This window comes from Comamonas humi (genome assembly GCF_054782535.1).
This window is the reverse complement of sequence record NZ_BAAGSH010000004.1, coordinates 39,659-65,237: the sequence shown is the minus strand read 5'-3', so window position 1 is coordinate 65,237 and position 25,579 is coordinate 39,659. Positions and strand designations below refer to the sequence as shown.

Genomic DNA, 25,579 nt, shown 5'->3' with positions numbered 1-25,579 from the left:
AGGATACAAAAATGACCCGTCGTGTGATTTCGTTCGCCCTCACCGCCACCTTCGCCGCTACCTGCGCCTTCCCGGCGCATGCCGAATGGTTCCCCTACCAGGCGGAGTCCACCGCGCCCGCGTTTGCCGCCAACGGCACGCGCACCGCCTTCAGCTACCAGCCGCTGTCCAAGGCCGCCAAGCCCTGGGACGTGTGCGTGTCCTTTCCGCACATGAAGGACGCCTACTGGCTAGGCGTGGACTATGGCGTGGTGGAGGAGTCGCGCCGCCAGGGCGTGAAGATGCACCTGGTTGAGGCCGGTGGCTACACCAACCTGAACAAGCAGATATCCCAGATCGAGGACTGCGTGGCCCGTGGCGCACAGGCCGTCATCATCGGCGCCATTTCGGCCGACGGGCTGAGCAGCCTGGTCAAGTCGCTCGCTGCCAAAAAAATACCGGTGGTCGATGTGATCAACGGCATCAACTCTCCCGAACTGACCGCCAAATCGCTGGTTTCGTTCTACACCATGGGCCAGTCGGCGGCTGAGTACCTCATCAAGCTGCACCCTGCCGGCAGCCCCAAGGTCAAGATCGGCTGGTTCCCCGGTCCGGCCGGTGCCGGCTGGGTCGAGGCCGCGCACAAGGGCTTCATGGACACAGTCAAGGGCAATGCGTCGATCCAGGTGCTCGCCCCCAAGTACGGCGACACCGGCAAGGAAGCGCAATCCAAGCTGATCGAGGACGCACTGCAGGCCAACCCGGACCTGAACTACATCGCCGGCACCGCGGTGACGGCGGAGGCTGCAGTAGGCCTGGTGCGTTCGCGCAATCTGCAGGACAAAGTCAAGCTGCTGTCGTTCTACATGACCCCGGGTGTGTATGACGGCATCCAGAAGGGCCGCATCCTCGCCGCGCCAGCCGACTCCATGGTCATCCAAGGCCGCATTGCCGTGGATCAGGCCGTGCGTGCGCTGGAGGGCAGGCTCGAGGAAAAGGACCGCCACGTCAGCCCGAAAATCTTCGTCGTGGACAGCAGCAACGTCAAGAGCGTGAAGCTCGATGACATCCTGCCGCCGGCGAACTTCAAGCCCGTCTTCGAAGTCAAGTAAGCGCCATGGACACCGGAGCCGCAAACGCCGGCAGCCCCATGCTGCTGCGCACCGTGGGCCTGGGCAAGCAATACCCGGGCGTGCAGGCACTGTCCGATGTGGACTTCGAGTTGCGCAGCGGCGAAGTCCACGTGCTGTTCGGCGAGAACGGCGCGGGTAAATCCACGCTGATCTCGCTGCTGGCAGGTGCACAGTCCCCCAGCAGCGGGCACATCGAGGTCGAGGGGCAGCCGGTTCATCTGCACTCGGTGCGCGATGCGCGCAACCGGGGCATCAGCGCCGTGTTCCAGGAATTCTCCCTGGTTCCAACGCTCAGCATCGCCGAGAACCTACTGCTTGGTGAGGAGCCCGCGCGCTTCGGCGTGCTGCGCCGGGTCGAACGCCGCACTCGCGCCGCCAAGCTGCTGCAAAGCTTGGACTTTCGCCTCGACCCCGACCGGCTCGTAGGCACGCTCGGCCGCGCCGAGCAGCAGATGGTGGAGATCGCCAAAAGTCTCCGCGCCCGGCTGTCGGTGCTGATCTTGGATGAGCCGACCGCTTCCCTGACGGACGCGGAAACCGAACATCTCTTTGCGCTGGTGGCGCGTCTGCGCCAGCGGGGCGTGGGCATCATCTATATCTCGCACCGCATGCAGGAGATCGGCCGCATTGCCGACCGCATCACCGTGCTGCGCGACGGCCGCAAGGTGGCCACGCTGACTGCGGCGGACGCCGACGAAGCCGCCCTGGTGCGCCTGATGGCTGGCCGCGCAATCGAGCAGGTCTACCCGCACATCGCACGCCAGCCGGGCGAGGCCGTGCTGCAGCTCGACAGCCTGTGCAGCCGCGGTGGCGTGCGCGACGCTACCCTGACCGTGCGCCGCGGCGAAGTGCTGGGCTTGGCCGGGTTGGTCGGACACGGCAAGAGCGAGCTGATGCGCGCCGTCTATGGCCTTGATGCGCCCACCAGCGGCCGCGTGCGCTTCAAAGGCGAGGACGTGACCGGGCTTGGCTCTGGCGCCATGATCGCGCGCGGCATGTTCTACATGCCGCCGGACCGCAAGAACGAGGGCCTGGTGCTCGGCTTTCACGGCAAGAGCAACCTGACATTGGGCACCTTCGGGCAGAGGGTGCGCAGGCGCTTCGGCTTCAGGCATGGCGGGCGCGAGCGCGCGCTGGCGCAGGATCTGTCCGAGCGCGTGGAACTAGCGCCCCGCAACTTGCTGCGCCCGGTGGGGCTGCTGTCCGGTGGCAACCAGCAGAAAGTGCTGTTCGGCAAGGGGCTGGCCATGCAGGCCGACCTCTATGTCTTCGACGAACCGACCGTGGGTGTGGACGTGGGCACGCGAAGCGCGCTGTACGGCCTGATCAAGCAATTGACCGAGGCAGGAGCTGCAGTGGTCGTGATCTCCTCCGACCTACCCGAAGTGTTGCATCTGGCGCATCGCGTCTGTGTCGTCAGTGGCGGCCGCATCGCGGCAGAGCTGGAAGGCGACCAGGCGACCGATAGCGCCGTGCTGGGGCACTTCTTCCCACAAGCCACCTCAGGTGCGCATGCACAGACCGCCGCCCGGCTGGCAGCATGAATACAGGATCTTCAACATGAATACGCTTTCCCCCTCGTCGCAGCCGCCACGCTCCGCCAGCGCTCCGCTGCGCTGGCTGCTGCAGCTCTTCCTGCGCCTGGGTGTGCTGCCCTTTCTGCTGGTCGGGGCCATCGCCGTCTTCGCCGGCTTGTCCGATCAGTTCCTAACCGCACAGAACCTGACCAACCTGCTGCGTCAGTCGGTCTATCTCGTGCTGGTGTCGCTTGGCCAGATGCTGGCGCTCATCACGGGCGGCTTCGACCTGGCCGTGGGCACCACCATTGCCATGACCTCGGTAGTGAGCGCCATGACCATGATCGCCTTGCCCGGAATGTCGCCGCTCGTAGCCATCGCTATCGGCTGTGCGGCCGGCATCGCAGCGGCGCTGGTGATTGGCCTGATCAACGGCCTGGGCATCGCCTACGCCGGGGTCTCCCCGTTCATCATGACGCTGGGTGTGCAGTCCATCGGCTTTGGACTGGCGCTGTACCTCACCGGTGGCGTGCCGGTGTCGGGACTGCCTGACGGCTTCTCCGACATGCTGGGTTTTGGCACGCTGCTGGGTCTTCCGGTGCCCGTGCTGATCACGGCGGCCATCGCCATTGCCCTCTACCTGGTAATGACCCGCACTGCCGTGGGCACCTACCTGATGGCCGTCGGCGGCAACGCCAAGGCGGCTCAGCTGTCGGGTATCCACGCGCGGCACATGCTGCTGCTGGCCTACCTGATCTGCGCGCTAACGGCAGCCATTGCTGGCTTGCTGCTAACGGCACGGGTAGAAACTGGCGAAGCCAACCTGGGCGGCACCATCGCGCTCGAATCCATCGCGGCCTGTGTAATTGCCGGTGTCAGCCTGCGTGGTGGCGTTGGCCGCGTCGAAAACGTGGTGCTGGGCGCCATCTTCATCGGCCTAGTGCAGAACGGCATGAACCTGGCCAACGTCGGCTCCTACATGCAAATGGTGGTGCTTGGTGCATTGCTGATCGTTGCCGTGATCGCCGACGCCCTCCGCCATCGCCTGAGCATCCCCTCTTGAAAGCAGAAATTCCCATGCACCACACCCTGAACTCCCTGAAAGACCCCTCCCTGCTGCGTGAGCAAGCTTTTCTGGCCGGAGCCTGGGTCGACGCCGACGACGGATCGACCACCCCCGTCGCCGATCCCGCCACTGGCGTGGTGCTGGCAACCGTGCCCATCATGGGCGCCGCGGAGACGCGACGCGCCATCGAGGCCGCGCGCCTGGCCCAGCCCGCCTGGCGCGCGACGCCGGCACGCGAACGCACCGCCATCCTGCGCCGGCTGGCAGAGCTGATGCTTTCGCACAAGGATGACCTAGCCCTCATCATGACCTGCGAGCAGGGCAAGCCGCTGGCCGAGGCGGCTGGCGAGATCGGCTATGCCGCGTCGTTCATCGAGTGGTTCGCCGAAGAAGCCCGCCGCATCTATGGCGAAACCATTCCCTCCACACAGGCCGACCGCCGCATCCTGGTACTGAAGGAGCCGATCGGCGTCACTGCCGCTATCACGCCCTGGAACTTCCCGGCGGCGATGCTCACCCGCAAGGCAGGCCCAGCACTGGCCGCCGGCTGCGCCATGGTTGTCAAGCCCGCGCCGGAGACGCCGCTATCGGCCCTGGCCTTCGCCGAACTAGCTCATCGCGCCGGGGTTCCCGACGGCCTGCTGTCAGTGCTGACGGGCGATGCCGTGGCCATCGGCGGCGAGCTGACCTCCAACCCTACGGTACGCAAGCTCAGTTTCACCGGCTCCACCGGCGTGGGCAAGCTCTTGATGCGTCAGTCGGCCGACACGGTCAAGAAACTCTCGCTGGAGCTGGGCGGCAACGCACCCTTCATCGTGTTCGATGATGCGGATCTCGATGCTGCGGTGGAGGGCGCGATGGTGTCCAAGTACCGCAACACTGGGCAGACCTGCGTCTGCGCCAACCGCCTGTATGTGCAGCGTGGCGTGTATGACGCCTTCGCCGCCAAGCTGGTGGCCAAGGTGCAGGCGCTGAAAGTCGGCCATGGCACCGAGGCCGGTGTTACCCAGGGCCCACTGATCAACGCTAACGCAGTGAAAAAGGTCGAGGCCCACATCGCCGACGCCGTGGCAAAAGGCGCGCAGGTGCTGACCGGCGGCAAGCGCCATGCGCTAGGCGGCAGCTTCTTCGAGCCCACGGTGCTGGCGGGCGTGACCGCAGACATGCGCGTGGCCTCTGAGGAGACCTTCGGCCCGCTGGCGCCACTGTTCCCCTTTGATACCGAGGCCGAAGTCATCGCTGCGGCCAACGCAAGCGAATCGGGCCTGGCCTCCTACCTGTACTCGCGCGACCTGGGCCGCGTGTTCCGCGTGGCCGAGGCACTGGAATGCGGCATGGTCGGCGTCAACACCGGCCTGATCTCCACTGCCGAGGCGCCGTTCGGGGGCATCAAGCAGTCGGGCCTAGGCCGCGAAGGCGCCCGCCAGGGTATCGAGGACTACCTGGAAACCAAGTACCTGTGCCTTGCCGGCATGGACCGCTGAGCGGAGGCAGGCCCACATGTCGCTGGATTGCCTGCTTGCCCGCAACCGCGCCTGGTCAGCTCGCATGTCGAATGCCGACCCAGGCTTCTTCAAGCGCCTGGCGCAACAGCAGGCACCCCGGTATTTCTGGATTGGCTGTTCCGACAGCCGGGTGCCGTCGAACCAGATCCTGGACCTCGCCCCGGGCGAGGTCTTTACCCACCGCAATGTCGCTAACTTGGTGCCACGTGGAGACCTCAACAGCCTGTCGGCGCTGCAGTTTGCGGTCGAGGTGTTGAAAGTACGTCACGTCATGGTCGTCGGTCACTATGGATGCTCAGGCATCCGCGCGTCTTTAGACGGAGCGCGACTGGGCCTCGTCGATAATTGGCTCGGCTATGTGCAGGAAGTCCATATCCGTCATCAGGAACTCCTGGCGGCATTACCCCCTGACGAGCGCGCCCATCGGCTATGCGAGTTGAATGTTGCCGAACAATTCATGAATATTTGCCGCACTGCCATTGTCAATGACGCCTGGAATCAAGGCGTGCAGCTTTCGGTGCACGGGCTCATCTATGGTCTTCACAATGGCAGCTTGCACGAATTGGGCCTCACTGCATCGGACTTCGACAGTTCGGAGCGCGCCTACTATGCATCGATTCTCGGAGGATCGCCCACGTGCCAGCCTCATTTTAAATATGAAGATGACCACTGACATGCATCCGAGCCTAGTGCGCAACAGGAAGGCACTCCCATGAGAGCCTCCCTGCGCCATTTCCGCATATTCGTCGCCACCGCTGAGACTGGCCAGGTTTCAAAAGCGGCAACGATGCTCTTCACGTCCCAACCGGTCGTGACCGAGGCAATCAAGGCTCTTGAGACAGAGATAGGCCTCAAACTCTTCGAGCGCCATGCCAAGGGCGTCTCATTGACATCAGAGGGCACTGTCTTCCTGCGACATGCACGTAGCGTTCTCGCAGCAGCCGCAGAGGCCATGCAAGCACCGCACCGGATCAGGCGCGATATGACTGGTGTGCTGAGACTGGCCTGTACCCATACCGTCGTAGGCTACTACCTGCCACCGCTCCTGGCCAGATTTCAGCGACAGTACGCCGGAATACGTGTTGAGCTCGTGGAGATGACGCGCGAGCAGATCGAGAAAAGTCTGATCAGTGGAGAAGTCGAGTTGGCAATGTGCCTGATTTCCCCCCTCGGGCACCTCGACGAAATTGATACCCACGTCCTGACGCGATCCAAGCGACGGCTGTGGCTGCCCGTAAACCACCCCCTGCTGTCGAAGAAGCGGATCACGCTGCAAGACGTTCAACCAGAGCCCTATGTTCTGCTGACGATTGATGACGCCGAGCAAACAACGCAACGCTACTGGGAAGCAGCGGGTTGCAGTCCCAATGTCGTTTTTCGTACAAGTTCCATGGAGGCCACTCGAAACTTGGTTGCAGTTGGCTTGGGCGTCACCATTCTGTCGGACATGGTGTACCGGTCATGGACATTGGAGAACGCGCGCTTGGAGGCTGTGACGCTAAGCGATCCCCTGCCCAGCATGGATATTGGCTTTGCCTGGAAGCGTGATGTGGAACTGGGGCGTTACGCGCGGGCATTTGTAGATGCTTGCCGCAGCCCCAACGTGGAGCCCGAGTAACCCCGCTGCGGAGCCGGCCTAGCCAACCCCATGAGCGCCACCGGCTTCGCGTCGGCATCGATTCTCTCTCCTCCACGCACACATAGCCAATCAACAGCCCTTGTCTGGCGTGTTCACGATCTGCGTAGTACCGTAACAGCAGGCGGACCGCAATGCCCAGCTCCCGCAGCGACTCGCAAGGCGTTGCACATAGGCCAGCCTCCGGTGGGGTGGTTAGGTACAGAAATCCAGTGCCTGGTCAATGGCCCGCGCAAGCTCTAGCGCACGCGGTGTTTCCGAGTGTACGCAGACGGTATCGGCACGAATGACAACGTCATGTCCGTTGACCGACCGAACCTTGCCTTCGCGAACCGCTCGCACCACTCTCTGTGCAGCCTCGGCCACGTCGACCTCATGCGAGCGCCGCGTGATGATCAACGAGCCATCGTCCGCATACTCGCGGTCAGCAAAGAACTCTGCGATGAAGCCAATGCCGAGTTCGTTGCAAGCAACTTCGTGCTCCGTTCCCGCAAGCCCCATGAAGGGCACCCCGTACATGGCTGCAACGCGGGCGATGGACCGTGCAACGGGTGCCGTCGTTGCCGCAGTGCCATACAAAGCACCGTGCGGCTTGATGTGATTCAACGGAATTCCCTGCTCGTCAAGAAACGCCTTCAACGCGCCCACCTGGTACATGATGCAGGCGGTTAGTTCTTCAGGCGCCATCTCCATGGCCCTGCGCCCAAAGCCCTGCAGATCAGGATATGAGGGATGGGCGCCGATCTGGACGGAATGCCGCTGCGCTAAGGCAACGGTCCGCCACATCACCAGTGGATCGGAGGCATGAAACCCACATGCGACGTTCGCGAGGTCGATAAAAGGCATGACGCCCTCGTCATCGCCGCAGCGATAGATGCCGAATGCCTCGCCGACATCGCAATTGATGGAAAGAGCCATTCGGTTTCCTCCTTCTATATGGATCGTGCCGACCTCAGTGCGCGGCCCACTGGATGGTGCTCAAGTCGACGCCGTCCTGGTACATCTCCCACAGGGGCGACAGATCGCGGAGCTTGCCCACGCACCCTTGCAGCATCTGCACCGCGTTATCGATGTCGGCCTCGGTGGTGAAACGGCCCATGGTGATGCGCAAACTGGAGTGCGCCAGCTCATCGCTGCGGCCCAGGGCGCGCAGCACGTAGCTTGGCTCCAGGCTTGCGGAAGTACAGGCGGAGCCCGACGACACGGCAATGCCCTTGACGCCCATGATCAGAGATTCACCCTCGACATAGTTGAACGATGCGTTCACATAGTGCGGCACGCGCTGCGTGACATGCCCATTGATGAAGACCTGATCGATACTGGACAATCCCTCGATAAGCCGGTCGTGCAGCTTTTGAACACGTGCCACATCCGACGCCATCTCGGCCTTGGCGATCCGGTAGGCCTCGCCCATACCGACGATCTGGTGCGTTGGCAACGTACCAGAGCGCATGCCGCGCTCATGGCCGCCGCCATGGATCTGCGCCTCGATGCGGATGCGCGGTTTGCGGCGAACGTACAGCGCGCCAATGCCCTTGGGGCCATAGGTCTTGTGCGCAGTCAGGCTCATCAGATCCACAGGCAATGTCTTGAGATCGATGTCGATCTTGCCCGTAGCCTGCGCGGCGTCGACGTGGAAAATAGTGCCATTAGCTCGGCACATTTCGCCGATGGCGCGGATGTCCTGCACGACGCCGATCTCGTTGTTGACTAGCATGACCGATGCCAGGATGGTGTCTGGTCGCAGAGCCTCCTTGAAACGGTTCAGGTCCAGCAGCCCGTCTTCCTGCACATCGAGGTAGGTGACTTCAAAGCCTTGGCGCTCCAGTTCGCGCATGGTATCCAGCACCGCCTTGTGCTCTGTCTTGACGGTGATCAGGTGCTTGCCCTTGCCCTTATAGAACAGGGCTGCGCCCTTGATCGCCAAATTGTCCGATTCAGTGGCGCCCGAGGTCCACACGATCTCGCGAGGATCGGCTCCCACCAACTCGGCAACCTGGACTCGGGCGAGCTCAACAGCCTCCTCGGCTTGCCAGCCCCACGCATGCGTGCGCGACGCCGGATTGCCATAGTTCTCGCAGAGCCATGGAATCATGGCTTTAGCGACCCGGGGGTCCACGGGCGTGGTGGCACCATGGTCGAGGTATATCGGCAGATGTGGAGTCATTACTTTGTCTCAGAGGTAGTTGCCGTCCCATGCCGGCGGGTGTATTGCGCAGCCACGCGTTGCCTGGAAGAGCAATGCGTCGAAACAGCATCAAAGAAAGCTAAGTTACTTACATTATTACCGGCAACACCCCAGTTCTACTCACTGAACCCTGGAGCCCTTGGTCGGCATACGGTCTCTGCCGCGCGCAGCCTCGCTCGCTTCCTGGCGCTGGATAGCCTGCAACATCGCGACCGTGCGGGAGAAGTCGCCAATCAATGACGCAATGATTCTCGATAACGACTGAAAATCCCTCGCCGTGATGTGCTCGAACAGCCTGTCATTCACCAGCAGCAGCTCAGGACCAAGTGACTCGATCTGGCGCTCGCCTTCGGATGACAGGCGCACCAGTACACTGCGCGCATCGGTAGGATTAGGAGACTTCACGATCAGTCCCCGTTGATCCAGCTTCTTGAGCTCCATGGTCACGAAGGTGTTGCTCACGTGCAGTTCGTCGGCGATCTCATTGATGCTGATACCGGTGTCGCCCTCGTTCTGCGCGATGATCATCATCATGTTGTACTGGGGCGAAGTCACCCCAATCCGCGACGCTAGGTAGCCACGCGCAACTTCCAGATAGGAGGCAGCACTACCAAGGTCATACAACAGCCGTCGAAATGCCTTGTCACTACCGCTGGCTGCATCAACAACAGCCGGTATCGAAACGGTGGGCATCAGGGTAAATTTGGACGCACGCCGAGCATCCACGCGCTTCCCTCCCGCCGATTTGGAGGCGCGTGGCGTACGCGGCTGCGTTGGTTTTGAGGAACTCCCACGAACAGGTTTGCTCGCGGGTACGGACACGTTGACGGACTTGCGACTCATCGTTGCATGATACCCAACCGACGTCTCGCAGGTAGCCAGTACATCCTGCGCCTGGCAATCAGCCGCAGGATGTGCGCAGCCCTAAGCGCCGGGCGCCACTTGTCTGGGCGTGCGCTCTCCCACCGATCTGCGCCGCTCCAACCAGGCCAGCCATTCGCCCACCACTCCGCGACGAAACAGCAGCACGCACAGCATGAAAACGATGCCGGTCACGATCGATACCGAGTCGCCCAGGCGCTCGAAACCACTCCATCCGGTAATAGATGCGAGCCATGCACCGACGTCACCCAGTTGATTCTCCAGTAGCACTACCAGGCACGCGCCAACGGCCGGACCGAAGATCGTGCCCATACCGCCCAGCAAGGTCATCAGCACCACGCTGCCCGAGAGATGCCAATGTATGTCGGCCAGCGTGACCACTCCGAACAACAGCGCTTTCATCGCCCCCGCCAGGCCTGCAAGCGCGGCCGACAGGACAAACGCGAGCTTCTTTACACGCACCACGTCATAGCCGAGCGAAGTGGCACGCGGCTCGTTGTCGCGCACCGCCACCAGTACCTGGCCGAACGGCGAATGAATGGTGCGATAGATCACGTAGCACGCGCCGATGAACACCGCGAGGAAGGTGTAGTAAAGCGCACGGTCGTCCGAAAGATCGACCAAGCCGAAGAGCGTGGATCGGGGAACCGACTGCAGGCCGTCCTCACCGCCGAGCGCCGGCTGCTGGAGGATGATGAAGTACACCAGCTGCGCCAATGCCAGCGTGATCATGGCGAAATAAATACCCTGGCGACGCAGCGCGAGGCTGCCAATGACCCATCCCAGAAGTGCGGCCACGGCCATGCCCAGAAGCAGGGCGACTTCGGCCGTCACGCCCCAATGCTTGAGTGCGTAGCCAGCGCAGTAGCCCGCACCACCAAAAAATGCCGCGTGCCCCAGCGACAGCAGGCCGCCATAACCCAGCAAGAGGTTGAAAGCACAGGCCAGCAAGGCAAAGCACAGCAGCTTCATCAACAGCACGGGATACACCAGTGCGGGCGCCACCAGGCTGGCGATGAGCGCCAGCAACAACAATACGCGGGTATTTTTCATCTCATTTCCCCTTGCCAAACAAACCCGCCGGGCGCACCAGCAGTACCAGCACCATCATCAGGAACACGGCGGTCGACGACGCCTCGGAGTAGAAAATCTTCACGAGACTCTCGATCAAGCCCAGGCCCAGGGCCGTAGCGACGGTGCCCACAGTGGAGCCCAGCCCCCCAATGACGACCACCGCGAACACGATGATCAGCAGGTTCGAGCCCATCAGCGCATTGACCTGCAACACCGGCGCTGCCAGAACGCCGGCAAATGCCGCCAGCGCCACGCCAAAGCCATAGGTCAGCATCACCATGCGCGGCACGTTGACGCCAAAGGCTTCCACCAGCTTGGGGTTCTCGGTACCGGCGCGCAGCAGTGCGCCCAGGCTGGTGCGCTCGATCACGTACCAGGTTCCGCCGCAGACGACGAGTGCAATCAGGACCACCCAGGCCCGGTAGGTGGGCAGCACCATGAAGCCTAGGTCGATAGCCGAGCGCAGCGCCTCCGGCACTGGATAGCTCTGGCCTGACACCCCATATGCCGCCCGGAAGATGCCTTCGAGCACCAGGGTCAAGCCAAAGGTCAGCAGCAAGCCATACAGGTGGTCCAGCTGATAGAGGCGCCGCAGCATGGTGCGTTCGAAGAGCATGCCTCCAGCGCCAACGATCAACGGCGACAGTAACAGCGAAGGCCAGTAGCCCACGCCCAGGAACGTCAGGCCCATGAAAGCGACGTAGGCACCGATCATGTAGAACGCGCCATGCGAGAAATTGATGATGTTCAGCAGACCGAACACCACGGCCAATCCCAGAGAGAGCACGGCATAGAACGCGCCGTTGACCAGGCCCAGCAGCAATTGGCCGCCCAGGGCCGCCACGGGAACGCCAAAAATTTCGTCCATTGCCTAGACTCCAATCAATTCGTTGAGCGTCGCCGCCTTCTGTTCCAACTCGCTCGCGGGGAAGTGCTCGACGATCTGCCCGTGCTCCATCACATAGAAGCGATCGGCCATCGTCTGCACGAACTCGAAGTTCTGCTCCACCAGCAAGATCGTGTAGCCGCGTTGCTTGAGCGCCTGTAGGGCCACGCCGATCTGGTCGACGATGGCAGGCGCAAGGCCTTCCGAAATCTCGTCGAGCAGCAGCAGCCTTGCGCCAGTGCGCAGGATGCGCGCGAGCGCCAGCATCTGCTGCTCGCCGCCCGACAACCGTGTTCCCTGGGTATTGCCGCGATTGGCAAGGTTGGGAAACAGCTGGTAGATCTCATCCGCCGACATGGGCTTTCCGCCAGGCAACGGCGGGGGGAGCATCAAGTTCTCCAGCACCGAGAGGCTCGAGAAGATGCCGCGCTCCTCGGGGCAATAGCCAACGCCGCAACGGGCGATCGAGAACGTGGGCAGCCCAATGGTCTCCGTGCCGTTGATGCGAATCGAACCCTTACGCGCTCCCGTCAGGCCCATGATGGAACGCAGCGTCGACGTGCGCCCCGCTCCGTTCCTGCCTACCAGCGTCACCAGTTCGCCCTCGCGGACGTGCAGGTCCACACCATGCAGCACGTGGGACTCCCCATACCACGCATTCAACCCCTTGATATCCAGTACTGCTTCATGCATGAGCGGCCTCCCTGCCTGGCTTCTTGCGTCCCATGTAGGCTTCGCGCACGCGCTCGTCGGCGGCGACTTCCGCGTAGCTGCCTTCGGTAAGAATCTGGCCGCGCTGCATCACGGTGATCCGGTCGCAGATGCCGGCCACCACTTTCATGTTGTGCTCCACCATCAGCACGGTGCGGCCTGCTGCGACCTTCTTGATGAGTTCAGTCACGCGGCTGACGTCCTCATGCCCCATGCCTTGGGTCGGCTCGTCCAGCAGCATGACCTTGGGCTCGACCGCCAGCGTCGTGGCCAGCTCCAGGGCGCGCTTCTGCCCATAAGGCAGATCGCCCGCGCGCAGGCCAGACTGCGCGGCCAGCCCCACCTGCTCCAGCGCGCTGATCGCCCGCTCGTTGAGCTGGTCAAGCACCTGCTTGTTGCGCCAGAAGCGGTAGGTCAGCCCCAGCGAGCGCTGCAAACCCATGCGCACGTTCTCCAGCGCGGTGAGATTGGCAAACACCGAGGAAATCTGGAATGAGCGAACCAGCCCCCGGTCCACCAGCACCTCCGGCCGCGTATGGGTGATGTCCTCTCCGTCGAAGTGGATCGTTCCACTCGATGCGGGAAGAAAGCGCGTGAGCAGGTTGAAGCAGGTTGTCTTGCCAGCGCCATTGGCGCCAATCAATGCGTGGATGTGACCGCGCCGAATTCGCAGGTTCACACCACCGACCGCGATGAAGCCGTTGAACTCCTTGCGCAGGTCTTTTGTCTCTAGAATAATTTCGGATTGCATACGCAGCGTACCCGGGGAAGGCTTGAAGAAAATGCGCGACGCGGCGCCATGACCCGGCACGAGGCCAGGTCACGGAGCCGGCTACCTCAGCGCGCCATCAGCGCGTGGGGTAGGTATCCATGTCGGCGTAGTAATGCAGTTCCAGCAGCACGCAGCCGTTGTTCGACTTGAACGGGCCATGGAAAGCTCCGGGCGGACGGCAGGCGTAGGTGTGAGGCTTGAAGGCCTGGCCGCCCTGACCTTGCTCGTCGTTACCCACTGTGAGGTCGCCCTCCACCAGATAGACCTCTTCGAAGTAGTCGTGGACAAAAGGCTTGGTGGTGAAGATACCGGGCTTGAAGCGCAGCAAGCGGGTGCGGAAGCCCTCTTTCTTCTGCTCGTCCAGATGACCAGAGAGGATCTTCTGCTCAATGCCTTGCGGATAGCCTGGAGGGACTTCCCAGCCCTGGGTATCCATGTCTACCGGAAAGAATTCCTGATGCGTCTTGCTGATTTTCATGATGAAGGCTCCTGGTTAACTTCAGTGAATGAACGGATGAATGAAATGGGTGAATGGCGGGCGGTTCTCTTCAGCCGAATCCCGCCATCACCATGTCGGAAAGGCTGCTGTCCGCGGGCGGGGCTCCGAAATCGACGCCCCAATAGGTGCCGTACTTGCCCCTATAGAACGCAAGCGGCACGGCGTGCGGCACATCGCTGTGCACGGCGGTGACCCGTCCCACGAGAATCAGGTGATCTCCGCCAGGGAAGTGCTCGTGCATGTCGCACTCAAGGCTGGTCGCCGCGCCGCTCACCAGCGGGCATCCATTGGCGCCAACCGTGTGCTCCACGACATCCCACGGGTTGGTGGTCGACGGCCGGGCGAACGCGTTGGACACGCTCTGCTGGTCCGCCGTCAGGATATTCATCGTGAAGTGGCGCGCCTGTTTCCAGGTCTGGTATGCGTTGGAGCTGTTGAGCAGGCAGAACAGCACCAGCGGCGGATCGAGCGAGACAGAGGTGAAGGAGTTCACCGTCACGCCCACCTTCTGCCCTTCAGGGGTAGTGGTCGTCACTACGACGACGCCAGTGGTGTAGTAGCCAAAGGCGTTGCGCAGTGCACGCGGGTCAATAGCGGCAGACACGTCGTGCTCCTTCAGATTCAGGCTGCCGCCTGGTCGAGGTCGTAGCCGGACAGGAAGCTGTCCACCTGGCCGAGCGCGCGATCCCAGTCGTACGAGCGGTAGGAGTAGCCGCGCGTCACGATGTTGGCGCCGCCGTAGAACATCTCGTATTGCAGGTGGCGCGAGCCGAATTCCGAGCCCACCGCGTCCCAGGCCAGCTTGAACAGCTTGACGCGGCCGACGTGATCGGTCACCGGCGACCGCTGGGTCTTCTCGATGTACTGGGCGATATCGGGATTCTGCAGGTCACGGAAGGACGACGGCAGCATGATCATTCCGCCACCGGCCAGTTCGCGAATCTGCGTCATCAGCTTGGGATAGAGCTGCTGCGTGATCACCATCGCCGAGTACAGCATCTGGCGGTTGGGGACGAAGTACTTGCCATAGTGCGTACCTGCCACTTCCATACCGTGCAGCAGGCCTTCGACCATCGCCACTTCGGCTGCGATCTGGCCCAGGGCCTCCTGCACTTGCGGAAACTTGATCACGCCGTTGACTTCGGCGATCTTACGCGCCAGGCCCAGCAGGAAGCGCGACTTCACCGTGAAGCGGATCTGGCACTGGTAGTTCTGGTACAGGTGCGTCGGGGCGACATGCCACTGCGCCTGGGCCATCTGCACGTTGTTGTGCACGAACACGCGGTCCCACGGCACCTTCACTTCGTCGAAGTAGATGAGTGCGTCGTTCTCGTCGAAGCGGCTTGCCAGCGGGTTGTCGAAAGTCGAGGTGGATGCGGCCTCGAAGGACTTGCGTGAGAAGAACTTCACGCCCTTAGCGTTGAGCGGGATGCATGCGGAGAAGCTCATGCTTTCCTCGCCCGGCTTGAGCGGCGCCATCGCACCAACGAAGACCTCGTTGGACATGGGGGACGCGGTACCAAGCATCTTCGCGCCCTTGATGGTGATGCCCTCCGCATCCTCATCCACCACGCTGGCAATCAGGCCATCGGCCTGCTGGCCGGCATCCTTGCCGCGGTCTGCCTGGGGGTTGACGATGACGTAGGTGAGGTACAGATCGTTGTCGCGGGCGTATTCGTAGTAGCCCTGCAGCGCCTTGGCGCGCTTGGTGTCATAGCGCTCGAAAACGTCCATGCCCATCACCATGCCGGAAATGCACGAGGCCACGTGGTCCGGCGAACGGCCCAGGAAGCCGCAGGTCTGCTCGGTCCAGGATTCCAGCGCCTTGCGGCGCTCCACCAGTTCACCATGCGATGTCGGCAATTGCCACATGCGGTTGACCTGGCCGCCGCTGGTGGGCGACTTGAAGGTCATGCGCTCGATGTTCTCAGGCTTGGCCTGATAGTCGAACAGCCCTGCAGCGGAGCGGATCGCCTCGCGGAATGCGGGGTGCTCCACATGGTTTTCCACGCGCTTGCCGTCGATGTAGATCTCACGGCCATCGCGCAGGCTGTCGAGATGCATTTGTCCATTCTTTACCATGATGGGTTCCTTTTTTGCTTGGGTAACTTGAGATAGGCTTCAGAGCTTGCAACCGCTCTTGTCCAGCGGAATGAATGCGGAAGCGCCGGGAATGACTGCCTTGACGTTGTAGTAGTCCCAGGGCTCCTTGGACTCCGAAGGCGTCTTCACTTCAACGAGCAGCATGTCGTGGACCATGCGACCGTTCGGCTGAATGCGACCGTTGGTTGCGAAGAAGTCGTTGATAGGCGTTTCACGCATCTTGGCCAATACAGGCTGCGGCGCCTTGGTACCGGCGGCCTGAACAGCCTTCAGGTAGTGCATGGTTGAGGAGTACACGCCAGCCTGCACCATCGTGGGCATGCGCTTGGTTTTCTCGTAGAAACGGCGCGACCAGGCACGCGTGGCCTCGTTCTGGTTCCAGTAGAAGCCGGTCGTCAGCACCATGCCCTGGGCCTGTGCAAGGCCAAGGCTGTGAATGTCGGAGATGAACACATGCAGGCCCGCCAGCGTCTGCTTGCCCGACTTGCGCAAGCCGAACTCGCCGGCCTGCTTCACGGCATTGACGAAGTCACCGCCGGCGTCAGCCAGTGCAACCACCTTGGCCTTGGAGCCTTGAGCCTGGAGCAGGTAGGATGCCAGGTCCGAGGCATTCACCGGATGGCGTGCCGTACCGACCACCTTGCCGTTGCGCGCCTTCACAGCACCTATGGCATCGCTCTCCAGCGAATGGCCGAGTGCATAGTCCACCGTCAGGAAGAACCAGCTGTCCAGCCCTTGCGACATAAGCGCATTGACGGTGTTGGTCGCCAAGGCATAGGTGTCATAGGTGTAGTGCACCGTGTTCGGCGAGCAGGCGTCACCGGTCAGCTTCGAGGTGCCGCCGCCGTTGACGATGACCACCTTGTTCTTCTGGCGGCCCACATCGGATACCGCCAGCGCCACCGAAGAAGGCAGCAGGTCGGTGATCATGTCCACGCCCTGTACGTCAAACCATTCCCGAGCCTTGGCCGCAGCCACGTCGGTCTTGTTCTGGTGATCGGCGGAGACCACCTCGATCGGCTTGCCGAGCACCTTGCCGCCGAAGTCATCGACAGCCATGCGCAGTGCCGTCACAGAGCCCTGGCCGCCAATGTCGGCGAACAGGGAACTCATGTCGGTCAGCACGCCGATCTTCAGCGGCGCTTCACCAGCTTGCTGGGCGGACACCGTTGCCATGGAGACCATCAGCGCCGCAACTGCAGCGAGGCTCCGAATACCTCGTTTCGAGACTTTCATTTGACTTCCTTTCCCTTGCTGAGATGGGCACCGCCCACATGAGTGAATGCCTGGGAACGAATCATCAAATTAGCTAAGTAACTTAGCTATAAGGTCAAACCCCAAGTCCTCAAAAAAGAGCCAAAAAGAGGAAAAGAAAGCCTACTCAGGCCACCCCAAAGAAACGATAAATCATGTTTAAAAACAATTGCTTATTTAAAAATATTCAACAACCAGAAAGGAACCCATAAAATTTTCTTGTCACGTCTACCAAGAATTTCTCATTGGACAGATTGCGCAACCCATTTCGATACTGGCCTTGCTGGAGCACGGACAGGTTTCAGGCGTGCGCTCAACAAGCCATGCCACGACGTGGATGCTCCGGCGGTAGGTACACCAACGTGTAGCTATGTACCCATTCATCGTCATCGAGCACTGTGCAACTGCATCTTTTTAGGAGCAGTCGGATGCCTTGCCAGTGGCGATGCCGCCCTCTTCGGCTTAACTGCAAATTCCCACCATGCAACTGCAATTCACCACCCCCGAAGGCCAGACCCTGGCCCCCATCTTCGACACCCTGATCGTCGCCGGCTGGGCCGGCCGCGACCATGCGGCCATCGAGCACCACATCGAGGAGCTGGCCGCGCTCGGCATTCCGCGCCCCAGCGCCGTGCCGCTGTACTACCGCATCGCCAGCAACCAGCTGAGCCAGAGCAGCACGCTGCAGGTGCTGGGCCCGGACTCCTCGGGCGAGGCCGAGGTCTTCGTCTTCACCCACGGCGGCGAGATGTTCGTGAGCCTGGCCTCGGACCACACCGACCGCAAGCTCGAGGCCTACAGCGTGGCCTTTTCCAAGCAGGCCTGCGTCAAGCCCGTGGCCACCCAGGCCTGGCGCTTTGCCGACGTGGCCGGCCACTGGGACGAGCTGATCCTGCGCTCGTGGATCGTGGAGGACGGCCGCGAGGTGCTGTACCAGGAAGGCACGCTGGCCAGCCTGCGCACGCCCCAGGACCTGATCGCCGGCCATACCGGCGGCAAGAGCCTGCTGCCCGAGGGCAGCGGCATGACCTGCGGCACCATGGCGGCCATCGGCGGCATCCGCCCGGCCACGCAGTTCGCCATGGAGCTGCACGACCCGCGCAGCCAGCGCAGCATCCGCCACCGCTACCGCAGCGAGCTGCTGGACATCGTCGCCTGATCGACCGGACAGGATGCGCCCATGACAACCACCCTCATCCAAGCCGCCGAGCGCCTGGCCCAAGGCCAGACCAGCGCCATGCAACTGGCCGAGCAGGCGCTGGACCGCGCCGCGCAGGGCGAAGGCCCGCGCGTGTTCACCCGCGTGCTGCGCGAGCAGGCCCTGGCCGAGGCCCGCGCCAGCGATGTGCTGCGCGCGGCCGGGCTGGCGCGCTCGCCCCTCGAAGGCCTGCCGGTCTCGGTCAAGGACCTGTTCGACATCGCCGGCCACCCCACGCTGGGCGGCTCGAAGTTGCTGGCCAACGCCGCACCCGCCACGCAGACGGCCGAGGCCGTGCAGCGCCTGCGCCGCGCGGGCGCGGTCATCGTGGGCACCACCAACATGACCGAGTTCGCCTACTCGGGCCTGGGGCTGAATCCGCACTACGGCACGCCGCGCAATCCCTGGCAGCGCGAGGTGGACGGCGGCGGCCGCATTCCCGGCGGCTCGTCGTCGGGCGCGGCCATTTCGGTGACCGACGGCATGGCGCTGGCCGCCATAGGCTCGGACACCGGCGGCTCGGTGCGCATTCCCTCGGCGCTGTGCGGCCTGACCGGTTTCAAGCCCACGGCACGCCGCGTTTCCATGCAGGGCGTGCTGCCGCTGTCGGCCAACCTCGATTCCATCGGCCCGCTGGCACCCAGCGTGCGCTGCTGCGCCGCGCTGGATGCGGTGCTGTCGGGCGAGCAGCACGCCGAGTTGCATCCCGCTTCGCTGCGCGGCCTGCGCCTGCTCGCGCCCACGAATGTGGTGCTGGATGGCATGGACAGCACCGTGGCCGCCGCCTGGCAGCGTGCGCTGTCGCTGCTGTCCGCCGCGGGCGCGCAGATCACCGAGGCCGCGGTACCGCCGTTCTCCGAACTCGCGCAGATCAATGCCAAGGGCGGCTTCACCGCCGCCGAGGCCTGGGCCTGGCACCGCCACTACATCGACGGGCGCCTGTCCGAATACGACCCGCGCGTGGGCACGCGCATCCTGCGCGGCAAGGACATCAGCGCGGCCGACTACCTCGAGCTGCTGGCGCGCCGCCAGCAGTGGATAGACCAGGTCGAGGCGCAGATGGCCGACCATGATTTGCTCGTCATGCCCACGGTGCCGGTGATCGCGCCGAAGATCGCCGAGCTTGAGGCCAGCGACGAGGCCTACTTCGCGGCCAACGGGCTGATGCTGCGCAACCCCACGCTGGTCAACTTCCTGGACGGCTGCGCAGTGTCCCTGCCCTGCCACCGCGCGGGCGAGGCGCCCGTGGGCCTGAGCCTGGCCGGCACGGCCGGGCAGGACCGGCGCCTGCTGTCGGTGGCGCTGGCGGTGGAAGGACTGCTCGCCCGGGCTTGACGGCAAACTATCAAAAAAGGAGCTGCTGGCGCTCATCCCTGCTTGATTTCAATACCAAATCACATTGAAATACAGCAGCAACAAGCGCCAGAAGCTCCTTTTTTGATAACCCTACGCCTCTCCCGCGAGGCTGCTGCCGGGCAGGCGCGCGATCGCCGGGCCCTGGTTCAGCGCAAAGGCCGTGGCCACTTCCTCGGCGGCATGGGCCACCGCTTCGGCCAGCGGGTTCTGGTGGTCGCAGCGCCAGCAGGCCACCAGCGGCAGCGGCGGAAACTCGCGGTCCACGCGCAGCAGTCGCAGGCGCTGCTCGGCCAGCTCGCGCTGGATGATGGCCGGCGGCACGGCCGCCACGCCCAGGCCGTCGCAGACCACGCGGATCATCGTCGCCACGGAGGCGATGCAGTTCAGGTGCGGCGAGGCGCCGCTGTCGGCACTGAAGGGGCTGAACAGCTGCTCGATCACCGCATACGGCTCGGAGCCGCGCGCAAAGCTCATGATCGGGAACGCCGCCAGCTCGGCCAGGCTCAGCGTCTCGTCGCCGATGCCCAGCCGCGGGCTGCCGACCCAGGCCATGGCGAACTCACCCAGCGAGAGGTTGGCGATCGCGCTCGCCGCCACCGGCTTGGCCTGCAGCGACACGTCGAGCTGGCCCTTGGCCAGCTGCTCCGACATGTGCAGCGTGGTGTCGCTGGCGATCTCGACCCTGAGGCGCGGGTAGCGCTGCTGCAGCAGCGCGAGGAAGTCGGGAAACCAGCTGTGCACGATGGACTCGATGGCGCCGATGCGGATCACGCCCGCATAGGCCTGCTTGTCCAGCATGTCCTCGCGCATCTCGCGCATGAGCCTGAGCATGCGCTCGGCATGCACCAGCGCCTTGGCGCCGTCGGCCGTGAGCGTGACCTCGCGCACGCCGCGGTCGAACAGGCGCACGCCGAACTCCTGCTCCAGCGTGGCGATGCGGCTCGACACCGCCGCCTGCGTGGTGAACAGCCGCTCGGCCGTCATGCGGAAGTTGCGCAGCTCGGCCAGCAACACAAAGGTTTCCAAGAAACGCAAATTCATATCGGAGATTCTAGGCCCCGATCTCTCTATCACTGCCATAGCGATCCCAGCTTAGGCTACGCCAAACCGATACTCAAGGATTAGACGGCTAAAGCCAAATACAGCCTCGGCCGCCAATTTGCAATGTCAGTTTGCGATATTCCAGTTAGAACGCAGGATCCCGAAAGCTCTCCTTGCCTTCGAATATCGTATACATGACCTTGGCTTCGCCAACGTCCGTAGGTGCAAGATCGAATAGATTCCTGTCCATGACCACCAGATCCGCCTTCTTGCCTACTTCAATCGAACCCCGGTTTTTTTCCTGGAACATCAGCTTGGCACCGTTGATGGTGTAGCTGGTGATCATCTCCTTGAGTGTTGCTCGCTCCCAAGGCTCCATTGCCGACGGCAGATCGCCCGGCTTGGCCTTGTCGGGATCCAGCCGCGTCATGCCGACCTCAAGGCCCGTGGGAGGATACATGTCGCGCTCAAAGGTATCGGTCGAGGGGAAATCGCTTGATGAAACCACCGTGATGCCTGCATCGATGAAGCTTTGGAAGCGCTGCTTGTTCTTGGCCTTGTCGCCAGTCACATCGTTGTACCAGCCCTTGCCGAACCAGGCGGCCTGCGGAACAGCCAGCACATTGAGTTGCTTAAACCTCACCAGGTCGTCGCCACGAACCCAGTCGAGATGGGTGATGGAATGCCGCGAATCCCAGCTGCCGTTCTTTGCCGCCGCGACCTGAAACGCATTCAGCACATTGTTCGACGGGAAAAAATCAGGATTACCGATCGCATGAACGTAGACGCGGAACTTCTCCTTGTCCAGAGCAACAACCGTGTCTTCAAGCACCTTCTGATCCCAGACTAGCTTGGGAGCCCCCACTCCGTCGGCAAAGATCTTGATCGAATCGACCTTGAAGTGATTCCCTTGGTATGTGTTGCGCAGCGATTTCAGGTGATCAACCTGCGAGACTCCTTTGTTTTCATCCGCCCACAGGGCCAAATCGTACTGCGCGGTCAGCTCATTGCCCTTGTCCATTTGCTGCAATGCCTGTAGCAGGCTTTCGGTCGGGTAATGCACCGGCACGAAGGCCGAGGTAATACCATCCTTGCCAGCCGCCTTCTGCCAGGTACGGATCGTCTCCTTGTATTGATCGACCGTGAAGTCTGGCTGAGGCAACGCCTGGATGACCATATTTTGCGCCGCGAACTCGTACAGGACACCTGTCGGTTCGCCAGTGGCCGGATCACGCTCGATGACGCCTCCTGTGGGGTCAGGGGTGTTGCGGTCGATGCCAGCCAATTGCAGTGCCTTCGAGTTTGCATAGGCACCATGATGGTCATTGGCGATGATGAGCACCGGAATGTCTGCGATTACTTCATCGATCAGCTGCTTGGCCAGTACGCCCTTGGCTGCCGCCTCCTGGCCCATCCAGCCGACAGCACGCAATTGCTTCATGCCCGGGTTCTTGGCACGATAGTCGCGCAATGCCTTCTGGCGCTCATCCAGCGTGCTATAGGGATTCAAGCTCAGCCAATACAGGCTTTCAGCCATCAGATAGGCATGGTTGTGGCCATCGACGAAGCCTGGCAGCACCATTCGGCCTTTGAGATCCACCACCTTGGTGTTAGCAGACTCAAATCGCGCGCTGCCGCTGTCGTCGCCGACATAGACGATCTTGCCATCCTTTACGGCCACGGAATTTGCCCACTCCTGTTGGCCATTGACGGTATAGATGGTGCCGTTCTTCATCACCAAGTCGGCCTTGTCGCCATGCCCATCACCTCCACAGGCGCCCAGTGCCGCCGTCAATGCCAGCGACACTACCAACTTCAAGCGCGCGCTGCATCCCGGGCGTGGTTCACGCAAATTTCCGTACTTGGTACTAGGTTGTGCACACCGTGCCGTAGCGGCATATTGAGTGTCGAGTACATCGACGATTGCCACATTCTTGAGCGACTGGAGACGATAGATCACTAAGCACCTCTATGAATTGATGAATACAGGCAAGCAGTTGCAGCTCCGAGGAGTGGGCTAGCGCGATGCCTCAAATTGCACATAGCAAACCAATCCATCAGGCCAACCGCCCTCCTTATACATAATCCAATTAACTAAGTTACTTATCAATAAAGGTTTCCCCTTATCGACCACACGACCATCGCGACACCTGATCTCACGGTACGCCGTGAGGAGAAGGATGAACTATTCGGTGCGCATGGACTGCAGTCCGGCCGACGTGGAAATCGCGGAAGAAGTACATGTGGCAGTACCCACACCTGATCGGCGCATAGACAGCCTGGCCAGCCTTTCAGTCAGCTTTGTCTGCAGAGCCTGCTGCCACCTGCGCAGCACCGGCAACGGGCTTTCAATGCACTGTCGCGTGGGCCCATTGCCGCTCCGCAAAGGAATAGCAGCAGCGTCCACGCGCTGCTGTATGTCTATTACCCCGAAACGCAGTCCGACGAATGGATTGGTCTACGCAGCGAAGACATCGGTGCATTGCTACACACCGCGACTCATAGCGATGATTTACATGAGGTGCAGAAGCGCTCCATGCCGTTGTACAGCAAGGTCAATCTGCGCAGTTACCCTTGAATCCATCTGCGGGCCTTCGCGCGTTGTCCTGATCTGACTCACGGATGATCAGTCCTTCGGCCTACCCGAATATACGAACTGTTGCACGCAGAAATGGATGCGCAGGCATCTTCATGGACCTATCCAAAGCAGCAACTCCATGCCCATCTCGACTCAACAGATCCCATGGGCTGTGACGTTCACCCGCCACACTAGTGATTTCGGACACTGGAAACCATCTTCTCCAGCATCTGCGGCAATATCGTCTGTTCCTGTGAGGTAAGCATTGCCAGCAACTGCTCATCGAAGGCTGCAACCAGCTTCAGCGCCTTTGCAAATACGCCGCGTGATTCCAGACTCAAGCGTATATACACCGCACGTTTGTCCTCAGGTGCCGGGATGCGCTGCACCCAGCCGCGAGTCTCCATGCGGTCAATCGTCCGCCCAAGAGCTGTTCGATCCGTCTGCGAATGCTCGGCCACCGTGCTCATCGGCACGTCTCCAGGAAAACTGTTCAGGATGCGTAAGGCCCGCCACTCGGGCAGGCCCAGGCCCAGCTCGCTCAGCGCGCTGGCTAACAGCCGCTCGCGCTCCCGCACGACCTCGGTCATTCGGTACAAGCTGTCCTGCGGTAGGCCTAGATTGCGGCTGCATCCCATGATGGAGGTTCGATGTCGTTGTACTCGGAAAGGGCCAAGATCGTACCATTCGCTTGCTCAACAAGCATCGAATCCATATTCGCACCAGCGTGCCAGAACCTTGCGCTTCACGGCCTCGGGATACGAGTGCTCAAACGAAGCGATACCCGCACGGGACTCGCCTCGGAATTGCTCGGGATAAAGACAGTTGATCACAGCTTTCCCTCCCGCACCTGCGGCCTTGTCCTCATCGTTCAGGTAAGGCACCATGGGAAATTCGCGCACGGTCGGGAACGAGAAATGATCGTGTGCAGGATGCGAGCGCGTAGCGAGTGCCCAAACGACCTGGTTGATGTCTGCAATGTCGATGTCGTTTCCGACGAGGATCAACTTAGGAATCAGATAGCCCGGGTGCGAGCTGAAAACCACTTTGGCGACACGGTGCGCGAATTCCGCGGCATTGGTTCCAAGCGCCGCAAGGCCCTGCACGTCCACTGACACCACGGCCCAGCAGGTTGCAGCCTCGTAGGAGCACCAGACCATATCCACCGGCAAGCCGGCCGCCTGAACCACATCCAACAGCTGTGCCGAGACCATGGTGCCCCAGATGGTGTGGTTTTCCTCCGGTGGCGTGCCCGCCACGCAGATTGGCAGGATCGGATCGTCGCGAAAGGTGATCGCCTCGACATGGAACACCGGCTGCATTCCGCCCTGATGATGCTGGTAGCCATGGTATTCGCCCATTGGACCTTCCATGGCGGTTTCCTCGAGGCTGATTTCCCCCTCGAGCACGATCTCCGCATTGGCAGGCACCCACAGTCCATTGGTCTCGGTCTGCACAAGCGGCACACCCTGCCCCAGCAGCGCGCCGACGTATCCCGGCTCGCTCACACCGGTCGGCAGCGGCATGCCGGCGACCGCCACCGCGGCGGGCGGCGCTCCCAGCGCCATCGCCCAAGGAGTGGCCTTGCCCTCTCTGGACCACATCTCGCGGATCATGCCGATATGCTGCGTGGGGATCGCAGGCCCAGTCAGCCGGTTTCGGTCCAGCAGCATCAAGCGGCCGATGCCCCAACTGTCCCAGGTCTTATCAGGCGACTGCACGACATGGAAGCCGTAGGTGCCGAAGTAGCGCCCGCCATCCTGCGCGTGCAGCAAAGGCACGGGGAAACGGGTCAGGTCAACCTCCTCTCCCCGCCAGATGTTTTCTTTAACGGGGCCGGTCGCTTGCCGCAGCGGCGCGATCGCTTCGGCTTTCATTGCAGCACGGATCGCAGCAACGATCGCCTTGGGGCGGCTGTCCGGCGGCAAGCCCAGATGCAGCGCCAGGCGTGCATACTCTTGGCCCTTTTCACTGCACATTCCCGCAGGCGCACCGAGCACGCGAGCGCCCGGCATACTGCCAGCGATCCGATGAAAAAGAGGCGCGGGTAAGCGTTCTTCATAGACACGTCGAGTAACGGCGGCCAGCTCCAGGTCGGCACTCACCTCCGTACTCACATCTATAAGATCCTTACGGCGCCTCAGCTCACCAATAAACGAACGAAAATCCAAGGCCTGTTCAATCCAATGCATAACTTCACT

Annotated in this window: 23 protein-coding genes; 8 read left to right on the top strand and 15 right to left on the bottom strand. The window is 62.0% G+C overall.

Annotated elements, in window-relative coordinates; all coding sequences use genetic code 11:
* The first annotated feature begins 11 nt into the window (after positions 1-11).
* The 6 genes from torT to ACYVKR_RS03150 are packed head-to-tail and all read left to right on the top strand — an operon-like array spanning position 12 to position 6,818.
* Complete coding sequence (gene torT, locus ACYVKR_RS03175; RefSeq protein WP_460479311.1) at positions 12-1,091, top strand: TMAO reductase system protein TorT; 1,080 nt, start codon at positions 12-14, stop codon at positions 1,089-1,091.
* 5 nt (positions 1,092-1,096) lie between these two features.
* Positions 1,097-2,656, top strand: a complete 1,560-nt coding sequence (locus ACYVKR_RS03170) for a sugar ABC transporter ATP-binding protein (RefSeq protein WP_460479310.1) — start codon at positions 1,097-1,099, stop codon at positions 2,654-2,656.
* A gap of 16 nt (positions 2,657-2,672) precedes the next feature.
* On the top strand, positions 2,673-3,692 hold the full coding sequence (locus ACYVKR_RS03165; RefSeq protein WP_460479309.1) for an ABC transporter permease: 1,020 nt from the start codon (positions 2,673-2,675) through the stop codon (positions 3,690-3,692).
* 14 nt (positions 3,693-3,706) lie between these two features.
* The gene (locus ACYVKR_RS03160) at positions 3,707-5,179 is read left to right on the top strand and encodes an NAD-dependent succinate-semialdehyde dehydrogenase (RefSeq protein WP_460479308.1); all 1,473 of its coding nucleotides are present in this window, start codon (positions 3,707-3,709) and stop codon (positions 5,177-5,179) included.
* Between the two features lie 16 nt (positions 5,180-5,195).
* Positions 5,196-5,873, top strand: coding sequence for a carbonic anhydrase (locus ACYVKR_RS03155; protein WP_460479306.1), 678 nt, complete (start codon positions 5,196-5,198; stop codon positions 5,871-5,873).
* A 39-nt stretch (positions 5,874-5,912) separates the two neighbouring features.
* Complete coding sequence (locus ACYVKR_RS03150) at positions 5,913-6,818, top strand: LysR family transcriptional regulator (RefSeq protein WP_460479305.1); 906 nt, start codon at positions 5,913-5,915, stop codon at positions 6,816-6,818.
* A gap of 213 nt (positions 6,819-7,031) precedes the next feature.
* On the opposite strand, the gene pxpA is transcribed toward ACYVKR_RS03150, so the two are convergent.
* The 11 genes from pxpA to ACYVKR_RS03095 form a co-directional block, all read right to left on the bottom strand.
* The gene (gene pxpA / locus ACYVKR_RS03145) at positions 7,032-7,754 is read right to left on the bottom strand and encodes a 5-oxoprolinase subunit PxpA (RefSeq protein ID WP_460479304.1); all 723 of its coding nucleotides are present in this window, start codon (positions 7,752-7,754) and stop codon (positions 7,032-7,034) included.
* Between the two features lie 34 nt (positions 7,755-7,788).
* Positions 7,789-9,003 carry an IscS subfamily cysteine desulfurase gene (locus ACYVKR_RS03140; RefSeq protein WP_460479303.1) on the bottom strand — a complete coding sequence of 405 codons (1,215 nt, stop codon included), beginning with the start codon at positions 9,001-9,003 and terminating at the stop codon, positions 7,789-7,791.
* Positions 9,004-9,144: 141 nt separating this feature from the next.
* The gene (locus tag ACYVKR_RS03135) at positions 9,145-9,717 is read right to left on the bottom strand and encodes a MarR family winged helix-turn-helix transcriptional regulator (RefSeq protein WP_460479302.1); all 573 of its coding nucleotides are present in this window, start codon (positions 9,715-9,717) and stop codon (positions 9,145-9,147) included.
* A gap of 231 nt (positions 9,718-9,948) precedes the next feature.
* Positions 9,949-10,959, bottom strand: coding sequence for a branched-chain amino acid ABC transporter permease (locus ACYVKR_RS03130; RefSeq protein WP_460479301.1), 1,011 nt, complete (start codon positions 10,957-10,959; stop codon positions 9,949-9,951).
* Position 10,960: 1 nt separating this feature from the next.
* Positions 10,961-11,848: a branched-chain amino acid ABC transporter permease gene (locus ACYVKR_RS03125; RefSeq protein WP_460479300.1), complete on the bottom strand. Its 888-nt coding sequence runs from the start codon at positions 11,846-11,848 to the stop codon at positions 10,961-10,963.
* A gap of 3 nt (positions 11,849-11,851) precedes the next feature.
* A complete protein-coding gene (locus ACYVKR_RS03120) occupies positions 11,852-12,559 on the bottom strand; it encodes an ABC transporter ATP-binding protein (RefSeq protein WP_460479299.1) in 708 nt (235 codons plus the stop codon).
* The gene (locus tag ACYVKR_RS03115; protein ID WP_460479298.1) at positions 12,552-13,328 is read right to left on the bottom strand and encodes an ABC transporter ATP-binding protein; all 777 of its coding nucleotides are present in this window, start codon (positions 13,326-13,328) and stop codon (positions 12,552-12,554) included. Before ACYVKR_RS03115 ends, ACYVKR_RS03120 begins: the two co-directional genes overlap by 8 nt.
* Before the next feature lie 97 nt (positions 13,329-13,425).
* Entirely contained in the window at positions 13,426-13,827 is a 402-nt protein-coding gene (locus ACYVKR_RS03110) for a cupin domain-containing protein (protein WP_460479297.1), read from the bottom strand.
* Between the two features lie 70 nt (positions 13,828-13,897).
* Entirely contained in the window at positions 13,898-14,452 is a 555-nt protein-coding gene (locus ACYVKR_RS03105; RefSeq protein ID WP_460479296.1) for a flavin reductase family protein, read from the bottom strand.
* A gap of 17 nt (positions 14,453-14,469) precedes the next feature.
* Positions 14,470-15,912 (bottom strand): 4-hydroxyphenylacetate 3-hydroxylase family protein, encoded by a 1,443-nt coding sequence (locus ACYVKR_RS03100; RefSeq protein ID WP_460479294.1) that lies wholly within the window; start codon positions 15,910-15,912, stop codon positions 14,470-14,472.
* A gap of 57 nt (positions 15,913-15,969) precedes the next feature.
* Positions 15,970-17,187, bottom strand: coding sequence for an ABC transporter substrate-binding protein (locus ACYVKR_RS03095; RefSeq protein WP_460479293.1), 1,218 nt, complete (start codon positions 17,185-17,187; stop codon positions 15,970-15,972).
* Between the two features lie 499 nt (positions 17,188-17,686).
* On the opposite strand from ACYVKR_RS03095, the gene ACYVKR_RS03090 reads away from it, so the two are divergent.
* Together ACYVKR_RS03090 and ACYVKR_RS03085 are read left to right on the top strand one after the other, a co-directional pair.
* Positions 17,687-18,364: a DUF2848 domain-containing protein gene (locus ACYVKR_RS03090; RefSeq protein WP_460479292.1), complete on the top strand. Its 678-nt coding sequence runs from the start codon at positions 17,687-17,689 to the stop codon at positions 18,362-18,364.
* 21 nt (positions 18,365-18,385) lie between these two features.
* The gene (locus ACYVKR_RS03085) at positions 18,386-19,738 is read left to right on the top strand and encodes an amidase (protein ID WP_460479291.1); all 1,353 of its coding nucleotides are present in this window, start codon (positions 18,386-18,388) and stop codon (positions 19,736-19,738) included.
* 111 nt (positions 19,739-19,849) lie between these two features.
* Here the strand turns inward: ACYVKR_RS03085 and ACYVKR_RS03080 are convergent, their stop codons facing one another.
* The 4 genes from ACYVKR_RS03080 to ACYVKR_RS03065 all read right to left on the bottom strand — a co-directional run bounded on the left by ACYVKR_RS03080 (position 19,850) and on the right by ACYVKR_RS03065 (position 25,570).
* Positions 19,850-20,800, bottom strand: coding sequence for a LysR family transcriptional regulator (locus ACYVKR_RS03080; RefSeq protein ID WP_460479290.1), 951 nt, complete (start codon positions 20,798-20,800; stop codon positions 19,850-19,852).
* 145 nt (positions 20,801-20,945) lie between these two features.
* Positions 20,946-22,619 carry an amidohydrolase gene (locus ACYVKR_RS03075; RefSeq protein WP_460479289.1) on the bottom strand — a complete coding sequence of 558 codons (1,674 nt, stop codon included), beginning with the start codon at positions 22,617-22,619 and terminating at the stop codon, positions 20,946-20,948.
* A gap of 950 nt (positions 22,620-23,569) precedes the next feature.
* Entirely contained in the window at positions 23,570-23,968 is a 399-nt protein-coding gene (locus tag ACYVKR_RS03070) for a MarR family winged helix-turn-helix transcriptional regulator (RefSeq protein ID WP_460479288.1), read from the bottom strand.
* Between the two features lie 105 nt (positions 23,969-24,073).
* Positions 24,074-25,570: a UbiD family decarboxylase gene (locus ACYVKR_RS03065; RefSeq protein WP_460479286.1), complete on the bottom strand. Its 1,497-nt coding sequence runs from the start codon at positions 25,568-25,570 to the stop codon at positions 24,074-24,076.
* Between the last annotated feature and the right edge of the window lie 9 nt (positions 25,571-25,579).

Bases quoted from the DNA above. Each gene is read 5' to 3' on its own strand.
- pxpA (WP_460479304.1), bottom strand. From the start codon at position 7,754: ATGGCTCTTTCCATCAATTGCGATGTCGGCGAGGCATTCGGCATCTAT.
- ACYVKR_RS03065 (WP_460479286.1), bottom strand. From the start codon at position 25,570: ATGCATTGGATTGAACAGGCCTTGGATTTTCGTTCGTTTATTGGTGAG.
- ACYVKR_RS03125 (WP_460479300.1), bottom strand. From the start codon at position 11,848: ATGGACGAAATTTTTGGCGTTCCCGTGGCGGCCCTGGGCGGCCAATTG.
- ACYVKR_RS03095 (WP_460479293.1), bottom strand. From the start codon at position 17,187: ATGAAAGTCTCGAAACGAGGTATTCGGAGCCTCGCTGCAGTTGCGGCG.
- ACYVKR_RS03090 (WP_460479292.1), top strand. From the start codon at position 17,687: ATGCAACTGCAATTCACCACCCCCGAAGGCCAGACCCTGGCCCCCATC.
- ACYVKR_RS03070 (WP_460479288.1), bottom strand. From the start codon at position 23,968: ATGACCGAGGTCGTGCGGGAGCGCGAGCGGCTGTTAGCCAGCGCGCTG.
- ACYVKR_RS03135 (WP_460479302.1), bottom strand. From the start codon at position 9,717: ATGCCCACCGTTTCGATACCGGCTGTTGTTGATGCAGCCAGCGGTAGT.
- ACYVKR_RS03130 (WP_460479301.1), bottom strand. From the start codon at position 10,959: ATGAAAAATACCCGCGTATTGTTGTTGCTGGCGCTCATCGCCAGCCTG.
- ACYVKR_RS03150 (WP_460479305.1), top strand. From the start codon at position 5,913: ATGAGAGCCTCCCTGCGCCATTTCCGCATATTCGTCGCCACCGCTGAG.
- ACYVKR_RS03120 (WP_460479299.1), bottom strand. From the start codon at position 12,559: ATGCATGAAGCAGTACTGGATATCAAGGGGTTGAATGCGTGGTATGGG.
- ACYVKR_RS03165 (WP_460479309.1), top strand. From the start codon at position 2,673: ATGAATACGCTTTCCCCCTCGTCGCAGCCGCCACGCTCCGCCAGCGCT.
- ACYVKR_RS03170 (WP_460479310.1), top strand. From the start codon at position 1,097: ATGGACACCGGAGCCGCAAACGCCGGCAGCCCCATGCTGCTGCGCACC.
- ACYVKR_RS03140 (WP_460479303.1), bottom strand. From the start codon at position 9,003: ATGACTCCACATCTGCCGATATACCTCGACCATGGTGCCACCACGCCC.
- ACYVKR_RS03110 (WP_460479297.1), bottom strand. From the start codon at position 13,827: ATGAAAATCAGCAAGACGCATCAGGAATTCTTTCCGGTAGACATGGAT.
- ACYVKR_RS03160 (WP_460479308.1), top strand. From the start codon at position 3,707: ATGCACCACACCCTGAACTCCCTGAAAGACCCCTCCCTGCTGCGTGAG.
- ACYVKR_RS03100 (WP_460479294.1), bottom strand. From the start codon at position 15,912: ATGCATCTCGACAGCCTGCGCGATGGCCGTGAGATCTACATCGACGGC.
- ACYVKR_RS03115 (WP_460479298.1), bottom strand. From the start codon at position 13,328: ATGCAATCCGAAATTATTCTAGAGACAAAAGACCTGCGCAAGGAGTTC.
- ACYVKR_RS03085 (WP_460479291.1), top strand. From the start codon at position 18,386: ATGACAACCACCCTCATCCAAGCCGCCGAGCGCCTGGCCCAAGGCCAG.
- ACYVKR_RS03080 (WP_460479290.1), bottom strand. From the start codon at position 20,800: ATGAATTTGCGTTTCTTGGAAACCTTTGTGTTGCTGGCCGAGCTGCGC.
- torT (WP_460479311.1), top strand. From the start codon at position 12: ATGACCCGTCGTGTGATTTCGTTCGCCCTCACCGCCACCTTCGCCGCT.
- ACYVKR_RS03155 (WP_460479306.1), top strand. From the start codon at position 5,196: ATGTCGCTGGATTGCCTGCTTGCCCGCAACCGCGCCTGGTCAGCTCGC.